Raw genomic sequence first — 19,175 nt, forward strand, 5'->3', positions numbered from 1 at the left:
GACTGCCGGTGATTTTAGCCGGGGCAGGAAATTAAAATCATTTCTCCTCGTCTTTAACGGCTGGTGTATTTCAGATGCTTGCCACCCAGTGCAGCTTCTAGTAAACTGCGGTCAACCACAGTCATACATTCCACTTAAACGGACCCACACACTCGATGAAACCTCTCCGCGCCGCCGCTGTCCAGTTCGAGCACGCTCCAGGCGACAAGGACGCCAACCTGGATAAAATCCGCCGGTTCACCGCCAAGGCCGCAAAGCGCGGGGCCGATCTGGTGGTCTTCCCCGAATGCTGTATCACCGGCTACTATTTCCTGCGCCACCTCTCGCGCCGGGAGCTGACCGAACTGGCCGAGCCGGTCCCGGCGGGGCCATCCACGCGCGAACTGGCGCGCCTGGCCGCAAAGCACAACATGGCTGTCGGGGCGGGGCTGGTGGAACTGGCCAACGACGGCCGGCTGTACAACAGCTGGGTAATCGCCCTGCCCGATGGACAGGTCCACAGTCACCGCAAGCTGCACTGTTTCGTGAGCGAGCACATGGACAGCGGCGATGAGTTCACCGTGTTCGACACTCCCTCGGGCTGGCGGCTGGGCGTGCTGACCTGTTACGACAATAACATCGTCGAAAATGTCCGGGCCACCGCGCTGCTGGGCGCAACCGTGATCCTGGCCCCCCACCAGACCGGCGGCGTGCGCTCGCCCGATCCGCACACGATGGGCCTGATCGACCGCGCGTTATGGGACAACCGCCAGCAGAACCCGGCGGAGATCGAAGCCGAACTGCGAGGCGACAAGGGCCGGGGCTGGCTGATGAGGTGGCTGCCCTCGCGCGCTCACGACAACGGCGTGTTCTACGTGTTCGCCAACGGCGTGGGCGTGGACGACGACGAGGTCCGCACGGGCAACGCGATGATCCTCGATACCTACGGCCGCGTGCTGGCCGAGACTTGGAAAGCCGGCGACGAGATGGTGAGCGCCGAGCTGGACCCGGTGCTGCTGGAGCGCAACACCGGCAAGCGCTGGATACTCACCCGGCGGCCGGAACTCTACGGCAGCCTGGCCGAATCGACCGGCAGGGAACGCCCGACCCGAGAGGTGCGTTTCGATGGAGAAGGAGTCTGAGCAGCGAAGAGACCCGGACCGCTTTATCGCGCTGCTCCGGGAAAGACAGCACTAGTGCTGTGTCCTGCAAATAAAGTAGGAAAAAAAGCGAATTATAAATCCCCCTCGATCCCCCTTTACGAAAGGGGGAGGCCGCTTCCCCCCTTGTATAATAGAGGGTAAGTGTTAGGATAGGTTAAGAGCAACCGGGAGGCCGATAGTGACATTCGAAGACAAACCGGAACCCGGGATGGACTACCTGGCGTTTCTTGTCCTGTCCACCGCCCTGACTCTGGCTACCAGCATCTGGCATGCCGCGGACAAGGACCCGTCGGGCTGGGAATTCCACCTGGTATTCCTGTTTTCCATGGGCACGTTTCTGGTTGTCCTGATCAGGGCGTTCCATGCGGCCTATCATACGTCGTACCGGCTGGACGGAGAGGTGCTGACTTTGCGCCGGGGCGGGAGCGAGAAAAAGGTGGTCCTGGATAAAATCAAGTCGATCGATCAGGTCGGTTTCGACCTGAACACGCTGTCACTCGGGTTCGGCTCGAAAGATTTCAGCAACCGGCTGACCGACAAGGTCAAGCTGACAACCGACGACGGGAAGTTTTACATCAGCCCCACCAACCCGCAACTGTTTGTCAGCCATGTCCGCGGGATGCGCTACCACGTGCAGGAAGATAGCGCTTCCGGAATCATCGCGGATGAAACTGTGAAAGCCGGCACGGTCCCGGCGAAGAAATTGAATGACATTGTTCCTGATTGACTGCAATATCCTTTCTGTTCGGGACTGAGTCGCGGCGTATCCTCGACGACTCTCCACTCCATCACGAGGCAGCCCCCATGACCACCTTGACCCGGATATTTATCACCGCCCTTATGCTCTTCCTGCCTGTTTCATGCCGAGTAACCTCGCCCCCGGTCGAGCTGACGGTCGGCCGCAACGGCGTGGCCGAACTGGCGGTCCACTACTCCGCGCCGCTCGCTAACCCGTTCGCCGATATCGAAGCAACCGCCTCGTTCAGCCATCCGCAATCGGGCCGCAGCGCGCTGGTGGACGGGTTCTATGATGGCGACTCCACCTGGCGCTTCCGTTTCGCCCCGGATGAGGAGGGTGTCTGGACCGCCGAGCTGAGTCTGGTCCGTGACGGCAAAACAGTGGTCCACAACCGCGTGGGAATCGAGTGCGAGGGCGCGGACCAGCACCGCTCGGCCGGGTTCGTCCGTCGCAGCGAGCAGAACCCTTACCGGCTGGCGTTCGAGGACGGCACGCCGTTCTACCCGGTCGGAATCCAGCCCTGCGGCGCGGCGGGCGCGGGTCTGGATGGCCCTCTACGCGGCGAGGGCAACTGGCGCACCCTGCCGATGGACCAGTATCTGGACGAGATGCAGGGGGCGGCCAACCTGTTCCGTATCCAACTGGGGCAGGGCACGCGCAAGGGCTGCGCCCGCGAGATCATGACCGACGAGCTGGGGTTCTACCGCTACGACCTGGAGGTCTGCCGCCTGCTGGACGAGACCTACCGCCTGCTGGATGCGCGCGGGTTCGCCACGATCCTGATCGCGTTCCAGGACATGAGCCTGTGGGGACCCGACACCACCGTATTCGGACCCAGCAAGACCATGGAAGGCTGGAAAGACCGCTCGAACCGGGAGCTGATGGCGGCGATAAAACATTACCTCCGCTACATTGTTGCCCGTTACGCCGTTTATACGGATATCTGGGAGATATTCAACGAGGACGTTTACACGCCCGACGAGTGGCTGGAGGAGGTTGCCGGTTTCGTGCGTGAGCGGGACCCCTACGATCACCTGCTGACCACCAGCTACGAGCGCCCCTACGCCGAGTGGTGCGAGCTGGTTACGCCACACCTTTACGTCCGGGTCCCGGCCAACGAAACGGGCTTTATTCTGGAACGCCAGTTCGCCCGCCATAAAGGCTGGGGCAAACCAGTCCTGTATACTGAATTCGGCAACAAGGGGACGATTTCCAACCGCGACCCGGACAAGTGGCGTGTGGCTGTCTGGACCTCTTTCATGTACGAGAGCGCGGTAACGTTCTGGAGCATGGGCGGAATAGTCACCCTGCCCCACACAGACGCCGGCAACGCGAACGCGTACCTGGGCCGGGAGGCGCGGGGCTACTTCCGTAATTTCCATGCCTTCTCCAGAGACCTTCCCGCGGACATGCGCCCTGCGATGAGCGGTTACGAACAGGGCGATGGCGTGGCGCGTTACGCTCTGTCAAACGGCACGACCGGCGTACTGTACCTTCACCACTACGCGGGCTATGACACCGCCACGAGTTGCGGCATTTACTTCTGGAGCTGGCCCGGCACTTTCGAAATACGCTGGTTCGACCCCTCGGCCGGAACATGGGGCGGAACCGATACGGTCGAAAGCCGGGGCAACGCGCTGGTGTTCGGCTCACCGGAATTTAGCGAGGACCTGGCCGCGCTGATAACCAGGATCGACTGATGCTCCATATCAACAAGAGGAGTTCATCAGAAAAGCCCTGTCGAGAATCCACTCGTGGTGTGGACTGCTGCGCGCCGGTCCTGATCGTGTTCGGGTTCACTGCCGGGATGGCGCCGTACCAGATGTTCGCCTGCTGAGACTTTTAAGATACTGTGCCCGCTGACAGCATTTCGTCCACTCAAAACGGAGGTCAGGTTTGCGAAAGAATCTCTCCAAGCTGCACATTTGGCTGGGTCTGCTGTGTGCCCCGTACCTGATTATTACCGGGTTCAGCAGCCTGCATTTCAACCACCATTTCGGCTTTGTCGATACCGGCGAATACGCGGTAAGCTGGGAGCGGCAGTTCGACGCCGTGGCCGATACGACCGACGACGGCGCGCTGGCCGAGCGGGTTCGCCTGGCGCTCGATCTCGACGGCTGGATCCCGTGGTGGGAGTACGACCGCCGCGATGACAACCGGTTCCAGTTCTTAGTCAATCGACCGGGTAAGGAATACAGAGTGGCTGTCAACCCCGAGCGCACCCATGCCAGCGTGGAGGAATTACGCCAGGGGCCGCTTGTGGTGCTCAACAGCCTGCACTGGCTGGGAGCTGTTCCCGGCAAACCGTTTACGAAGTTCTGGAAATACTACATATATATCTCCGTGCTGTTCGTGCTGTATGCCGGCGGCAGCGGGATCTATTTCTGGAGCAGGCGTAAGGACGAAACACTGATCGGCTGGATAATGCTCGCCGGGGTTACCGGCGGTTCCGTGCTGCTGATGATCTTTGTCAGGATCTGGGGGTGAGACATGAAAGAAACGATAAAAAAAATCCACCTCTATTCCGGCCTGGGCCTGATGGCGTTCGTGGCGATGTATTTCATCACGGGCTTCGTGATGATCAAGCATGACTGGTTCCCGAGCAAGGACCCGGACAAGAGCACGCGCGTGGAGCAGGTGCAGATTCCCGCAGGGCTCGACCTGGACCAGGCCGGCGAGTGGATCGCCGACAAGTTCGACCTGGGCGGAAAGCCACAGCCGGTGCAGACAGTGGATGACGGCCGCGTCCGTTACCGCTTTTTCCGTCCAGGAGTTAACCTGGTGGCCCACCTGGCGGCCGATAAGGCCAGTGTCGAAATCGAACGCACGCAGTTGGATTTTAGCCGCTTGATGGTCGGCTACCATCGAATGCGCGGCTATAGCGGAAACATTGTCTGGCTGCTCTGGGGCCTGATGTACGATCTGGCGAGCCTGGGCTGCATCGTGTTCGCTCTCAGCGGGGTCTGGGTCTGGGCCACCGCCCGCGAGCGCGACAAGGTGAGCTGGGTGATGCTGGTCACCGGCGTGGGTTTCACCCTGGCGATGATCCTGTATCTGATGCTGACGAAATAAAAACAGGGCGGCCGGGATCAGATTATTGGTCCTGGCCGCCCTGACGCATTTTCAGCCGATTTTTATTCTTTCCGCGCTTGACTGTCGTCGCCGGCAGCGTCCATTTTCCGGTCATTCCGCAGGTATGCCTCGATTTTCCCGGCCAGGCCCAGCAGAGTATCTCCGGTCTTTCGCGCGAGAATTTTCAGGTCATTGTATTCGGGTTTAACTCTCAGTTCACCGGAAGGGAGACGAACTTCCTTGACAGTCACTTCTCCCCAGGGCGTCTTTATTTTCCGGCTGGATCTTTCCAGCGTGATCCGGCTGACCGTGCGATAGCGCAAACCGATTGCAGACGTATTTTCCAGAATCGTGTTAGACAGAGTGTCCACATCCTTTTCCTCGGCCAGCACGTTCAGCCAGACGGCGGGACGGTTTTTTTTCATCTGGACCGGCACCAGGAACACGTCCAGCGCTCCGGCGGCGAACAGGGTCTCCATCAGGTGTTCGTAATATTCGGGGTTCATGTCGTCGATATTGCATTCCAGCACGGCTACATCCCCGGCCTTGCCTTCCGGTTCCGTTTGCTCGCCGAGATGGAGACGCAGCAGGTTGGGGCGGTCTTTCAGCTTGCGGCTGCCCAGTCCGTAACCCACCTGGTTGAAGATCCGCGTCCCGGCCGGCTTGAAATCTTCCGGTTTGACCACGGTGGTAACGATTGCGGCCCCGGTGGGTGTGGTAAGCTCCGCCTCCACATCGGTGTGCTCCACGGGACAGCCGCTTGTGAGCCTGGCCACCGCCGGCACGGGCAGGGCCAGTCGTCCATGGGAAAACTCGACAAAACCGGTGCCGAACCTGAAAGGTCCCGCATAGCAGCGCTCGATGCCAAGGTGGACCAGTCCCGCCGCCGCGCCGACAATATCGACGATTGAATCGAGCGCACCGACTTCATGGAAATGGATTGATTCCAACTCCACCCCGTGCACCGCGGCCTCGGCCTCTCCGAGGCGCAGGAAAATCCGGCACGCGAGTTCGGTCACCTCGTCCGGCAGTGAACTTTTCTCGATCATGGCGTTGATTGCTTTCAGCCCCCGATGGTGGCGGCCTTCCTCGGCATGGACTTCCACCCTGGTGGCCATGATTCCATGCGACTGATCCCGGCCGATCTCGATCCGGACGTCTTCCAGGGAGAGAGCTGTTACGGTTTCCTGGAGTTTTTCCCCTGGGAAACCGTTATCCACCAGCGCGCCGAGAACCATATCTCCGCTCACACCCGAAAACATGTCGAAATATGCAGTCTTCATCCTTCCTGTAATCTCCTTCGGGCCGGTCAGGCCTTTACCGTAAATCAGCCAGGCAAATAATCATTCCCCGGCGCGTAGTTCTCAGAGACCGAGGAACAGGATCGCCGCGCCGCAGAGGGTAATCGCCGCGCCGGCCAGAAAATGGCTGAGACGCTCCAGCGGACCGATATTCAGGGATTTGAGACCCGCCGACAGGACTATGACCAGTACGAACATCGTCCCGATCGTAGCCAGCGCGAAAACCAGGGCTACGACCATAACCGCGGCAATATTTTTCTCGCTGGCCGGGTACATCAGCAGCGGAATCAAAGGCTCGCAGGGCCCCAGGACAAAAACGATGAACATTATCCAGACGGTTCCCTTCGAATCATTTTCCGTTCCCTCGTCAGCTTTACTTTGTCCGTCCATCTCCGCGTGTTCATGAGGATGGGCGTGAGCGACACCCGCCCGGTGCATTAAAGCATGGCTGTGTCCTGTAGGTTTGAAATACTTCCAGAGACCCCAGAGCATGTATACCAGGCCGAAACTGAACAGCAGCGTGGCCGCCAGGTCTCCGCGGATGGCCTCGAAAGCCTCCAGCCTCCCCACGACAATCCCCGCGGCCAGACCCACCAGGCCGAGAACTATCGAGCCGAGAACGTGGCCGATCCCGCAGAGCCCCGTAACCATCAGCATGCGCGTCCGGCTCCAGTTCCTGCTGCGCGCCAGGGCTACAAACGGAAGATAATGATCGGGACCCAGGACAGTATGCGTAACTCCGATAGTCAGGGCCGTTACGGAAAGAGTAAGCATGCCGCCAGTCAACATATCCTCGCGGGTTGAATTAAGCGTACCGGCAATTGAGTATTACGAAATCAACTATTGTGTTACTTCATGGACCTGCAAGTCCTTCACTGTAAAGCCTGATTCGCGCTAGCCTTTAGTTCAGGATTGACCGGAGTTGCTGATGCTTTCGATGACTTCGTTGAGGCTGCCGCTTCTGAAACCCTGAAGGTCGATCGTGACGTACTTGTAGCCGATTTCCCTGAACCTGGCGACAATGCCGGCCCGTGTTTCAGGGTTGATGATCCGGGAGAGTTGCTGCGGATCCAGTTCTATGCGCGCCAGGTCGCCGTGATGCCGCACCCGGATCGGTCCCTCCATCCCCAGCGATTTGAGAAACTGTTCGCCCTGGTCGATGCGAACGAGGGCCTCGTCGGTGATTTTCATCCCGTAGGGTATCCGGGAGCTGAGGCAGGGAAACGCCGGTTTTGACCAGGTAGGCAGACCGGCCTGTTTCGAGAGCAGGCGAATCTGCTCCTTGGTCAGTCCCGCTTCCATCATCGGCGAACGGATTCCCAGTTTCTTGGTCGCCTTCATACCGGGACGGTAGTCCTTGACATCATCGGCGTTCGACCCGTCGATTACGGCCTCGAATCCCTTATCCCGCGCCACCTTGGTCAAACAACTGTACAACTCGCTTTTGCACATGAAACAGCGGTCGGTGGGGTTATCCCGGAAACCTGGCTTCTCCAGTTCCCGGGTGTCGACGATTTCGTGGTTGGCGCCGATCAACTCCGCGTACTTGACCGCCGCGTCGATCTGGTGCTGCGGGATGGTTTTGCTTTTTCCCGTCACCGCCAGCACCTTGTCCCGGCCCAGCGCCTGCACTGCGGCGTACAGCAGGAAAGTGCTGTCCACACCGGCGCTGAAGCCGAGCAGTACCGAGCCCATTTCCCTCAGCAGCCCGTTCAGCCGTTCGAGCCCTTCGCTCGCCTTTTCAGCGTTTGCATCTGTCATATCTTTACTCCAGAATCTGCGGCTGGGTGACGCCGCCTTATTTTTGCAGTTCAGCAGTCAAACCCGCTTGTTTATCAGGGATGCCGCGTAAGCCGCCCCGAATCCATTGTCAATGTTTACCACGGTAACTCCCGCGGCGCAACTGTTGAGCATGGTCAGAAGAGCGGAAATTCCGCCGAAACTCGCTCCGTAGCCCACACTGGTAGGCACGGCGACCACCGGCTTGTCGAATATCCCTCCCACCACCGAGGCCAGGGCGCCCTCCATCCCGGCCACCACGATCAGCACCCTGGCAGCGGCGATTTCATTGCGGCGGGCCAGCAGGCGGTGCAGACCGGCCACACCGATATCATAGAATCTTCCCACCTCGCTGCCCATCACTTCAGCGCACACGGCGGCTTCCTCGGCCACGGGTATATCCGCGGTTCCGGCGCAAAGTACGGCCACTGACCCCTGCATCGGCGGCGGCGGCGCCTGGGGCATCACGACCACCCGGGCCTGTTCGTGGTAAGAGGCTTTCGGGAATTCCTCCAGCAGGGCCTGAGCGGTCCGGTCGTCACAACGGGTGACCAGCAGGTTTTGTCCCCGTGAAACGATGCTTCCGGCTATTGCTACCACCTGGTCCACGGTTTTTCCCTGGCTGAAAATCACCTCGGCGAAAGAGTTTCTCAACTCCCGGTGATGGTCTACCACCGCGAACCCCAGGTCCTCGAACGGAAGGTTCTTCAATTCCTCGATGGCCGCTTCGATCTCGACCTTTCCGTTCCTGACTCCCTGCAGCAATTCCCGTACGCGCTCCGGGTGCATCCGTCTGCCTCCCGTCGTAACACAATGAAACGCTCATGCGGCCGACCGGCTCGATACCGCCTGTCGCCGCATGGATTACCCCGGGCGCTTGCAACACGGTCTTTATTAGCCTGGATTCAATCCAGTTGACTGAACCCGCCGGCGGTGCAACTGCGCTTCGCGGGGAGTACTATATACTTCTTTCACAGCCAGTTATCAAGACATTAACGTCAAATTCCAGCGATCTTGATTCAAGATCTATCCCGAAAGCTCTTCGGGATCGGGGTTCGGCGGCAGGTTGTCGGATTGCCGGCACGCCTTGACGCACTCCCCGCACCCGATGCATTCGGTAAAATCGATCAGCATTCCGAGTGGCTCCATTGACCACCCTACTTGCTCCGGGTATTGTGAAAGAGTTCACGATTAAACCTGTTAACTAACACGACCAGTTTCGGCAGTCGTCTCAAACGTACCTGCGCTTATGCAGCTGGGTACTGGAACCGGTGTTCAATTGCGGCCTGCGCCAGAGCGCGCGACCTTGTGGATGAAGATCGGGAGAGCCGGACCATCATCCGGCGGGAACCTCCGGAAGGCCGGTATTTTGCGGTTTTCCTACCATACCGGCCGGAAAACACTTGCCCGCAGCAAGAATTTGATTATTTTATGTCATTCTTAAATGCACAACAGAAGGACGACCGCGTAAAAGATCAGTAGTGGTTTTTTAACGTAACTGTCATCCAATCAGTGCAGTAACGGTTGTTAGATAATATCTTTCAGTTCCATCTTTTATAACTTATTATCAATCTTCGAGTCGCGGGAGCCGCTGAAACGATTCCCACTTTACGCAGAATCCGTACCACGGCGAGCGAGACATTTCGGCCGTAGCCTCGTTCTTAACTGGTGAGCCTGGTTCAGCTTGCGCGGGCCAGGGCCGGTCGGCCGGGCAGGCTCACCCGCCGAGATTCATCTGCCCGTTCTCTTTGAGCACCGGGAAACCTCAGACCGGTTACAAGCGCACCCTTACATCGCCCGGAGATAATGATGAGTTCGTCCATCAACAGGACTCCGCTGATTTGCGAGCTCTCAGTCGCCGTCACGCTGACAGCAGTCACTCTCCCGGCTTCCCACGCGGATATCCAAGCCATTCCCCACGGCCCGGCTCAAGGACGGCCTGCTGCTGGTGGCGGCGATGGACATGAGCCACCGCCGGCGCAAACCACGTAACGACTGAAACCCGTGATTGGAAGATTACCCGAGATGAGACGCCACAAAACCAGACTGACGCTGCTTGCCGCGGCTTTCTGTTGGCTGGGAACCGGCAGCGCGGCCGCCCAGAGCGATGATCTCTGTTTTGAATGCCATAACGACCCGGAGATCACCGGTTCGGCCGGGGACACGATCTATCTCGACAGCGAAAGGTACACGGAGTCGGTTCATCTCGAAATGGGTCTCGAATGCGTAACCTGCCACTCCGATCTGGCCGGATTCGAGGACTGGCCCCATGCCGAGCGCCTGGAAAAAGTTGATTGCTCGATGTGCCACGACGAAGCGTTCGAAATGTGGGACGCGGGAGTGCACGGCCAGCCGGCCCGCGAAAAAGGCGATCTCGACGCCGCCAGCTGCGCCGACTGCCACGGCAAACACTACATCCTGCCCGTGGCAAACCTCAATTCGACAGTCTACCCCACCAGGCAGCCCCATACCTGCCTGAATTGCCACGGAGACCCCAAACTGGCGGGCAAACACGAGGGGATGGGCAGCAGCGAAATCGCCATCGCGTTCCTGGAAAGCGTTCACGGCCAGGCGCTGGAGAAAAGCGGCCTGGCGATCAGCGCCACCTGTTCGAGCTGCCACGGTACCCACAAGGTGCTGAAGCTGGACCAAATGCTGCCCCGGATTCCCGAAACCTGCGGCGAGTGCCACGCGCCGATCTACCGGGACTATGTCCACGGCGTGCACGGGGAAGCCTACGAAACCGGCAACCACGACGTGCCGCTGTGCACGGACTGCCACGGCGAGCACAATATCCGCAGCGCCGAGGACCCGGCCAGCACGGTCAGTCCCCGGCAGGTCGCCGCCAGCTGCGCCAGGTGCCACGAGGACATGTCGCTGTCAACCAAGTACGGCCTGCCGACCAACAGGCTGGACAGTTTCAACAACACGTACCACGGTATCGCGCTCAGCCTAGGTGACGTCCGGGTGGCCAGCTGCGCGAGCTGCCACGGCTACCACAATATCAGGCCCTCCAGCGACCCCGAAAGCATGGTCCATCCGGCCAAACTGGTCGAAACCTGCGGCACCTGCCACCCCAACGCCGGTGAAAATTTCGCCGGAGGCAAAATCCACGTCAAGGACAGTCCCGAGGACAATATCGGCGCCTGGCTGATCAAGAGGGTCTACGTGATCTTCATCGCCGGGCTTATCGGCGGCTTCGTGGCCTATATCGTTATCGACCTGATGGCCCACCGCCGCCGGCAAAAATCCAGCGGGCAGAACAGCAACGAGCCGGAGGAAAGCTGATCGATGGCTAAGCAGAGCTACCCGATGCAGAGCAGGCTTGTCGAGTACGAAGGCAGGTTGTACTACGAAAGGTTTTCAAAAGCCCAGCGGTTTCAGCATTACATGCTGATTGCCAGTTTCACGACTCTGATCCTGACCGGCGTTCCGCTGATGTTACCCGACTCCTGGGTGGTCCGCCAGATGTTCTGGTTCCAGGGCAGTTTCACCCTGCGCGGCATTCTGCACAGGACCGCGGCGGTGGCGCTGATGCTGATTTCAATCTACCACGTGTTTTACTGCCTGTTCACTCCGCGCGGAAACCGGGACCTGAGGGAAATGGTGCTCTCGCTCAAGGATATCAAGGACCTGTTCGGCATGATCAGCTACAACCTGGGCAAGATAGACAGCCATCCCCGGTTCGGACGTTTCAACTTTATCGAGAAGTTCGAGTACTACGCCGTGGCCTGGGGCAGCGCGATTATGCTGGCCACGGGCGTCGCGCTCTGGTTCCCGGTCGAGGCCACGATTCTCTTTCCCCGCTGGGTGCTGGATATCATCCGGGTGATCCACGGGTTCGAGGCGATCCTGGCGTTCCTGGCCATCATTATCTGGCACATGTACAACGTGCACCTCAATCCCGAGGTGTTCCCGATGAGCCGGATCTGGCTCAACGGCAGGATGGAACTCGACTTCCTGCGGCGGCACCACTCACTGGAGTTCGAAAGGCTGCTGGAATCGGCTCCCGCAGAGATCGGCGAGAGAATCGCCAGGCAATTGGACGAGTCCGGCGCAACTTCAACCCACTGATAATCGTTTGTCAATCATACGCTCATTCCGCAGCACCAGCGCCGCCGGCATGCGGCAGATTGTAGATTATAATAACTCTGGCTGGATAAACCGGGGAAATTGCAGATGAATTCCATTCCCAGATTGCTGGCAGTCACCGCGCTCGTGCTGCTCGCGACAACGGCGCCGGCCCAGGATGAACCCACCTGCATGCTCTGCCACGGTGAAGAGGGACTGACCACCACCAACGAACAAGGCGAGGAAGTCTCGATTCACGTGGATTACCAGGAGTTTTCCGGCTCTATCCACGGCGGGTTCGGCTGCACCGACTGCCACCTGGACCTGGCGGGCGCCGAGGAGTTGGGCGCCCACGACGTGCCGGTCGTCCCGGTGAACTGCTCGATCTGCCATTCCGATGTGGGCGAAATATACGAAACCAGCATTCACGGCCAGTTGCTGACCATGGGCGACACCGACGTCCCGGACTGCGCCTCCTGCCACGGCAAGCACGATATCCTGCCCGCCGAGGATGAGAACAGCTCGGTCAACAAGTTCAACCTGATGTACACCTGCGCCAAGTGCCACCAGAACGAAGAACTGCAGAAAAAACGCGGGTTCACCCGGCCCGACGCCCTGCCCCGGTTTTTCGAGAGCGTGCACGCCAAGGGCCTGCTGCGCGACGGCCTGATCGTGGCCCCGAGCTGTAGCGACTGCCATGGCACGCACGATATTCAGAACAGCGGCAACCCGGCCTCGCCTATCCACAGCCGGAATGTGTACAAAACCTGCGGCAAGTGCCATACGAAAGTAGAGAAAACATACTCGCAGAGCGTGCACGGCCAGCTCGTCGCCGGAGGCGACTCCCGCGGCCCGGTCTGTATCAACTGCCACGAAAGCCATCGGATTCAATCGCCGGAAACACTGGCATACAAGCAATATGCTGACGAGCGCTGCGGCAACTGCCACGAGGAACAGCGCAAGTACTACGAGGAAACTTTCCATGGCAAGGCGATGGTCCTGGGCGCCACCAACGTGGCCGCCTGCTACGACTGCCACGGCTACCACGCTATCGTGCGCAGCGAGGACCCCGCCTCGCCGATCCACCCGGAGAACCGGGTCGAAACCTGTTCCAGATGCCATGAGGACGCCAACGAGGGATTCGCCGGCTATATCACCCATGCCAGCCACATGGACAGGGAAAACTACCCGCAGTTGTTCTACACCTTCTGGTTCATGACAATCCTGCTGGTGAGCGTGTTCCTGCTCTTCGGCCTGCACACCCTGCTCTGGATCGCCCGTTCGGTGGCGCTCTACCTGCGCGACAGCAAGTCGTTCCGCCAGGCCAAGGTCAATGTGCTCAAGGACGAGCTGATCTACACCCGGTTCACTCCGATCCAGCGGTTGCTGCACGTGCTGCTGATTATCAGTTTTCTCACCCTGGCCGTAACTGGCCTGCCGCTGAAATTCTACTACGCGAACTGGTCTGACGCGCTGATGAGAATCCTGGGCGGCGTGGAAATAGCCAACTACCTGCACCGTACCGCCGCCGTGATTCTGGTCGGCGTGTTCGTGGTCCACATGGTCAACCTGATCCGCAAGTTCGTCCCTAAGCTGAGAACGATCAAGGACCCGGAATCCGGCAGGTTCACGTTCAAGGCCCTGCTCGATTATATGTTCCGCCCCGACTCCCTGATCCCGAACTGGCACGACGTGCAGGATTTCTGGAACCATCAGCTGTGGTTCTTCGGCCGCGGCGAGAAACCGCGTTTCGAGCGCTGGACATACTGGGAAAAGTTCGACTACTTCGCCGTCTTCTGGGGTGTGCTGATTATCGGCGGCTCGGGCCTGGTCATGTGGTTCCCGACCTTTTTTACCACGTTCATGCCCGGCTGGATAATCAACGTAGCGCTGATTATCCACAGTGACGAGGCGCTGCTGGCCGCCGGGTTTATCTTCACCTTCCATTTCTTCAACGTCCATTTCCGGATCGAGAAGTTTCCGATGGATACCGTGGTGTTCAGCGGCAAACTCAGCCGCGCCGAACTGATGGAGGAACGCGGAGAGTGGTACGATCGCCTGCTCAACAGCGGCCAGTTGGAGCAGCTGCGCAGCGGCGATGAGTGGGACAGCTGGCGGCCGATCGCCAAGACGTTCGGGTTCCTGGCTTTCGGCACCGGTATCCTGCTGGCGCTGGGAATTTTCGGCGCGATGCTTATCCGGCTGATTATCAATTGATGGCTGTCCGGTAAGTTATGGCCGGTGTTTCGACTTTCTCCCCGGTAGTCCGGATCTGAAAACGGCCGGAGGTTCTCAATAATCTCATTTCAGGTATAGCGTGTCCAGATGAGCCCCAAACTGAAGAAACGGCTTACTTTCGCGGGTATCGCATTCGTCGGGATGATCTTATTCATCCTGGCTTCCATGCAATGGACCTCCCGCTCCGAGTTCTGCAACAGCTGTCACTACATGGAACCGTTTTACCAGGCATGGCAGCACAGCTCGCACTCTGATGTCGCCTGTATCATCTGCCACTACGAACCCGGGATCATGTCCACCTTCCGCGGCAAGATCAAGGGCCTGGAACAGTTGTTCATGTACGCCACCCAGAGTTACCTGCGCAGCAAGCCGTGGGCGGAGATTCCCGATGCCAGCTGCCTGCGCTCCGGCTGCCACGAAAAGCGCCTGCTCCTGGGCGAGGTGGAATTCAAGGAAGGGATCTTGTTCGATCACAGGCCGCACCTCTTAGAACTCAGGCGCGGCAAGAAGCTGCGCTGCACCAGCTGCCACAGCCAGATTGTCCAGGGCGAGCATATGACTGTCACGGCCAGCACCTGTTTCCTCTGCCATTTCAAGGGACTCGGAGCCGAGGCCTCGCCGAGCTGCACCCAGTGCCACGATGCGCCGGTGGCCACCCCGGAACAACAGGTGAGCTACGACCACACGATGATTATCGACCGTGATATCGACTGCCGGAAATGCCACGGAGAGATGGTGGTCGGTGACGGGGCGGTGCCGACGGACAACTGCGAGGACTGCCATTTCGAGCAGGCCATGCTGGACCAGTACGGCGACACTGAAAAAATCCATGTTATCCATATCACCGAACACAAGCTCGAATGCCAGCGCTGCCATCTGGCAATCCAGCACAAGAGCGTCTCGCGAAGCGCGGAGGTCAAACCGGCCTGCCAGAGCTGCCACCCCGATTTCCACGAGACCCAGGCAATGCTGTTCCGCGGCCAGGGGGGCCGTCACGTGGCCGACCATCCCAGCCCGATGTACACCGGCGGACTCAACTGCCAGGGCTGCCACATCTTCCATCAGACCACCGAGGAGTTCGCTCCCGGCGGCGAGACTGTCATGGCCAGCGACGAGTCGTGCGAGTACTGCCACGGTCCCGGCTACAGCGAACTTGTCGAGGCTTGGAACGATTCGACCGAGAAACGGTTGAAGATTATCGAAACCTCTATCGAACGGGTGGAACACGAGCTCACCCTCATCGACACCACCGGCGGAATCGGCAGGCAGGCCGCCGGGAACCTACGCGACGCCAAATTCAATTACCAGCTGGTCGAATACGGCAAGAGCGTGCACAATATCACCTATGCCGACGTCCTGCTGCAGGAATCCCGCAGCCTGCTGATTACCGCGCTCGACCAGATCGGCTCCGGCTATCGCCTGCCGCCATACCCCTGGACCGACCAGATTATCCCGGGCGAGTGCGCCAGTTGCCACGAGGGTGTCGAGGACGAAGTGATCGAAACCGCCGACGGGCTGCGCTTCGACCACGGCGTGCATCTCAACGCCGACAGCCTCTCGTGCCGCAACTGCCATTCCAACATGCGCCGCCACGGCGAAATGGTAATGAGCCGGGACAACTGCCTGAGCTGCCATCACGAGAAAATGGCTATCGAACAGGGAGCCGAATGCGCAAACTGCCATGCCACCCAGCTGGAGGTTTACAGCGGGCGGGCGCTGGGAGCCGGGATGCCGGATATCATGTACGAGGCCGAACTTGAATGCAGCCAGTGCCACACGGGGGATGAAAGCGAAGTTGTTCGTTCCGACGCCGACATATGCATTGCCTGCCACGGCGAGGGCTACGATGAAATCCTGACAACCTGGCAGGAAACGACAGCCGGACTGCTGCTGCAACTGGACGCGCTGCTTGGCAGGGCCGATGGCATGCAGCTCAGCGCCCAGCAGCACCGGCTCCTGAGCAGGGCCAGGGATATCAGGAATCTTTTTACGGTCGACGGCAGCAGGGGCGTGCATAACAGCATGTTGGCCGAGGAGTATCTTTCGGAGGCGGTGGGCAGCCTGGAAGAGTTCCTACCAAAAAGTTAGCCGTTTTGCAGCGTTGAGAATATATTCAGGGGGCTTCGAATTTTTTTCTTGACATGTCCGGGTAAATATAATAATTCAAGGGAGTTTCGTCTCAGCTTCCCGCGAGTTGCATTCCCTCATACCGCTTCATTTCGCCCGAAAGGAGCCTGAAACCATGACCAAAGCGGACATCGTCGAACTTATCGCCGAGAAAACCGGTTTCACAATCAAGGACATCAAGGTCGTGGTGGAAGGTTTTATCGACGAAGTAAAGGAAACCCTCGTCGAGGGTAAGCATATCGAGATTCGCGGATTCGGCACGTTCAAGGTCAAGAAACACAAGGCGCGCAAGGCGCGCAACCCCAGGACCAACAAGGAAGTGATGGTCCCGTCGCGCAAGAAAGCCTTCTTCAAGGTATCAAAGGAATTGAACAAGATCCTGAATTGACGGCGGTAAAACTTCCGCAAGCCAGTTTGCCCCGCAAGCCGACAACCTCGATTACGCTGAGACGAATGAAGCCGGAAAACGAAAGGGCGGATCCGATCAAGGATCCACCCTTGTATTTTCTGCATAACTTATTCCGCCGCCTTAACTCGCCAGCCCGGCCACTCCGCCCAGCACGGCCGCCAGCAGGAAAAGTCCACCGACAAACACCAGCCAGCCCAAAACGCAGACCACCACCGCCCGTACGGTGCTGTCGTAGTCCAGCGCCTGACGAACCGCGATCACCCAGGCCGCCAATACCCAGATTCCCACCACGGTCTGTATAATACTTGTAAATCCGGGGATGACCCCGAATACGAAAAGCAATCCCGGTGCGTTGGCGAACCCCAACGTGCGCAGCAACTCGCCGGGATTGGATTTTGTCTGCGGCTCGGGCAGCAGCTTGGTGCCGACCACGAAAATGATCAGCGCGGCGATCACCCATCCCCCCAGCGCGCCCAGCACTCCGGCCACCATTCCGGGGCTGCCCTGGCCGCTCATCCCGATTCCGCTGGCCAGCGCCGAGAGCACCACCACGCCCATCGCCTGGCCGGTGGCGCGCTCGTCGGCCTCCACCTCCTCGTAGGTATTCTTATCCAGCTTGATCGCGCCGATTATCCGTCCCCCGAATGCGGCCATCCGAACCTCCCTTGAAATTACCCGTTAACGGTTTCAGCCCAGCAGTCCTTTCAGCGAGTCCACCAGGCCCAGCACTCCGCTATAAGTCGTCACCAGGCCGAATATCAGCGTGGCCAGCAGGCCGGCGTTGAGCCAGAAGCCCGCCTTGTACTCGCCCATCACCGCCCTGTTGTTGATCAGAATCAGGATCGGCACGGTGATTACCGGCAGCAGGATCGCCTGGAACGCCTGGCTGGCCACCATGATCCACACCGACCGTCCGCCGAAGACCGGCACGGTCAGGCAGATCAGCAGAGCCAGGCCGCCCAGAACGCGGTACATCGGGCTGCGGATGTTGCGCGGAGTGCCGCGGTAGTCGCTGATCAGCCACGGGGCCACCAGCACGATCGGGAACAGGGTGCTGATTCCCGCGCCCACTATACCCAGCACGAAAATCGAAATCGCGAACCGCCCGGCCAGGGGCTCCAGGGTTTGGACCATGTCCACCGTCGCTTCCACCGGCTTGCCCATCTTGTACAGCGTACCCGCCGCGCAGGCCATCACGGCCGCCGAGAGCAGCAGCATCATCCCGCTGCTGACCGCTGCGTCGATATTGCCCTGCTTCAGATCGTTCCTGCCCCAGCCTTTCTCGGCCACCACTACGCTGCGCATGATAAACACCATCGCGCTGCAGGTGGTCCCGGCGATTCCGGCCACGATCAGGAACGCTTTCGGGTCGTCGGGGATACCCGGCACCAGCCCGGCCAGCAGGTCCGCCGGCTGGGGCACCACCAGGAACATGGTCAGCAGGAAACTGGCGCCCATCACCAGCACCAGCACGGTCAGGAATTTCTCGAACACCTGGTAGCTGCCGCTCCAGAGCAGCGCGAAACAGCCGATTATGATGATTACCGCGCTGGCCACCGGGCTCAGGCCCTCGCCGCCGAACGCGTAGCTGGTCCACTCGCGGATCAGGTCGGTGACAATCCCCGTGATCCCGGCCAGGGCGGTCAGCTCGCCGATACACAGCGCCACGATACAGTAGAGCGCCAGCGGCTTGCCGAACACGATCTTCTCGCGGAACGCCCTCATCGCGGTCTGGCCGGTAACCGTCGTGTACCTGCCGTAGGCCACCAGCATCACGTAGGTGAACAGGCAGCTCAGCACCAGCGCCCAGAACAGGGTCATCCCGTAACGGCTGCCGGCCATGGCCATGGTGGTGATACTGCCGGTGCCGATATTGTAACCGATCAGGAACAGACCCGGACCTACCGCGGCCAGCCCGATGCCGATTTTTTTCCACAAACCTTTGCGCTCGGTATTCACTGTGCTCAGATCCTCCTGTTAGCGCGGGATGTTTGCAAACAAGAACTCACCGGGCAAAGTTAGGACCCGGCAAGCGATGTTGTCAATTAATTCAGACCGCGCGGCGGTGATTTATCCATTTGACAGTGCGGCGCTCCGGGTTATTTTTGATCAGGATCACCGATGACGGATTTTTCACGGATTAGAACTTGGTTCATAACTTCAATTCGGGTTGAAGTAGTGTGTTTAAGGGGCTGAGAGGCGGGGGCTAATAACCGGGCCGCATGTCTGAGCCAAGGTAGTTTATCGCGGATTTTTTGCCGCGGATCCCACGTCATATCATATGACCCGCATAAGTG

Annotated in this window: 17 protein-coding genes; 10 read left to right on the forward strand and 7 right to left on the reverse strand. The window is 59.4% G+C overall.

What is annotated here, in order from left to right; translation table 11 throughout:
• Window positions 1–155 precede the first annotated feature (155 nt).
• The 5 genes from FVQ81_08690 to FVQ81_08710 all read left to right on the forward strand — a co-directional run bounded on the left by FVQ81_08690 (window position 156) and on the right by FVQ81_08710 (window position 4,953).
• Entirely contained in the window at window positions 156–1,121 is a 966-nt protein-coding gene (locus FVQ81_08690) for an acyltransferase (protein ID MBW7996624.1), read from the forward strand.
• A 199-nt stretch (window positions 1,122–1,320) separates the two neighbouring features.
• Window positions 1,321–1,869 carry a hypothetical protein gene (locus FVQ81_08695; protein ID MBW7996625.1) on the forward strand — a complete coding sequence of 183 codons (549 nt, stop codon included), beginning with the start codon at window positions 1,321–1,323 and terminating at the stop codon, window positions 1,867–1,869.
• A gap of 77 nt (window positions 1,870–1,946) precedes the next feature.
• On the forward strand, window positions 1,947–3,581 hold the full coding sequence (locus FVQ81_08700) for a DUF5060 domain-containing protein (protein ID MBW7996626.1): 1,635 nt from the start codon (window positions 1,947–1,949) through the stop codon (window positions 3,579–3,581).
• Between the two features lie 196 nt (window positions 3,582–3,777).
• Complete coding sequence (locus FVQ81_08705; GenBank protein MBW7996627.1) at window positions 3,778–4,368, forward strand: hypothetical protein; 591 nt, start codon at window positions 3,778–3,780, stop codon at window positions 4,366–4,368.
• Between the two features lie 3 nt (window positions 4,369–4,371).
• Window positions 4,372–4,953 carry a hypothetical protein gene (locus FVQ81_08710; protein MBW7996628.1) on the forward strand — a complete coding sequence of 194 codons (582 nt, stop codon included), beginning with the start codon at window positions 4,372–4,374 and terminating at the stop codon, window positions 4,951–4,953.
• A gap of 62 nt (window positions 4,954–5,015) precedes the next feature.
• Here the strand turns inward: FVQ81_08710 and larC are convergent, their stop codons facing one another.
• The 5 genes from larC to FVQ81_08735 all read right to left on the reverse strand — a co-directional run bounded on the left by larC (window position 5,016) and on the right by FVQ81_08735 (window position 9,182).
• The gene (gene larC / locus FVQ81_08715; protein MBW7996629.1) at window positions 5,016–6,236 is read right to left on the reverse strand and encodes a nickel pincer cofactor biosynthesis protein LarC; all 1,221 of its coding nucleotides are present in this window, start codon (window positions 6,234–6,236) and stop codon (window positions 5,016–5,018) included.
• 81 nt (window positions 6,237–6,317) lie between these two features.
• Complete coding sequence (locus tag FVQ81_08720; GenBank protein ID MBW7996630.1) at window positions 6,318–7,040, reverse strand: hypothetical protein; 723 nt, start codon at window positions 7,038–7,040, stop codon at window positions 6,318–6,320.
• 120 nt (window positions 7,041–7,160) lie between these two features.
• Entirely contained in the window at window positions 7,161–8,015 is an 855-nt protein-coding gene (larE, locus tag FVQ81_08725; GenBank protein MBW7996631.1) for an ATP-dependent sacrificial sulfur transferase LarE, read from the reverse strand.
• 57 nt (window positions 8,016–8,072) lie between these two features.
• Complete coding sequence (gene larB, locus FVQ81_08730) at window positions 8,073–8,822, reverse strand: nickel pincer cofactor biosynthesis protein LarB (protein ID MBW7996632.1); 750 nt, start codon at window positions 8,820–8,822, stop codon at window positions 8,073–8,075.
• Between the two features lie 237 nt (window positions 8,823–9,059).
• Window positions 9,060–9,182, reverse strand: coding sequence for a hypothetical protein (locus FVQ81_08735; GenBank protein MBW7996633.1), 123 nt, complete (start codon window positions 9,180–9,182; stop codon window positions 9,060–9,062).
• Window positions 9,183–10,058: 876 nt separating this feature from the next.
• Between FVQ81_08735 and FVQ81_08740 the strand changes: the two genes are divergently transcribed.
• The 5 genes from FVQ81_08740 (at window position 10,059) to FVQ81_08760 (ending at window position 16,857) form a co-directional block, all read left to right on the forward strand.
• Window positions 10,059–11,321, forward strand: coding sequence for a hypothetical protein (locus FVQ81_08740; GenBank protein ID MBW7996634.1), 1,263 nt, complete (start codon window positions 10,059–10,061; stop codon window positions 11,319–11,321).
• 3 nt (window positions 11,322–11,324) lie between these two features.
• Window positions 11,325–12,107 (forward strand): hypothetical protein, encoded by a 783-nt coding sequence (locus FVQ81_08745; GenBank protein ID MBW7996635.1) that lies wholly within the window; start codon window positions 11,325–11,327, stop codon window positions 12,105–12,107.
• Between the two features lie 105 nt (window positions 12,108–12,212).
• A complete protein-coding gene (locus FVQ81_08750; protein ID MBW7996636.1) occupies window positions 12,213–14,321 on the forward strand; it encodes a hypothetical protein in 2,109 nt (702 codons plus the stop codon).
• Between the two features lie 108 nt (window positions 14,322–14,429).
• Window positions 14,430–16,430, forward strand: coding sequence for a hypothetical protein (locus FVQ81_08755; GenBank protein MBW7996637.1), 2,001 nt, complete (start codon window positions 14,430–14,432; stop codon window positions 16,428–16,430).
• Between the two features lie 154 nt (window positions 16,431–16,584).
• A complete protein-coding gene (locus FVQ81_08760) occupies window positions 16,585–16,857 on the forward strand; it encodes an integration host factor subunit beta (protein MBW7996638.1) in 273 nt (90 codons plus the stop codon).
• Between the two features lie 141 nt (window positions 16,858–16,998).
• Here the strand turns inward: FVQ81_08760 and FVQ81_08765 are convergent, their stop codons facing one another.
• Window positions 16,999–17,532 (reverse strand): hypothetical protein, encoded by a 534-nt coding sequence (locus tag FVQ81_08765; protein ID MBW7996639.1) that lies wholly within the window; start codon window positions 17,530–17,532, stop codon window positions 16,999–17,001.
• A 33-nt stretch (window positions 17,533–17,565) separates the two neighbouring features.
• The gene (locus FVQ81_08770; GenBank protein ID MBW7996640.1) at window positions 17,566–18,726 is read right to left on the reverse strand and encodes a divalent metal cation transporter; all 1,161 of its coding nucleotides are present in this window, start codon (window positions 18,724–18,726) and stop codon (window positions 17,566–17,568) included.
• Between the last annotated feature and the right edge of the window lie 449 nt (window positions 18,727–19,175).

The sequence above is a fragment of the Candidatus Glassbacteria bacterium genome (assembly GCA_019456185.1).
Lineage (GTDB): Bacteria > Gemmatimonadota > Glassbacteria > GWA2-58-10 > GWA2-58-10 > JAJRTS01.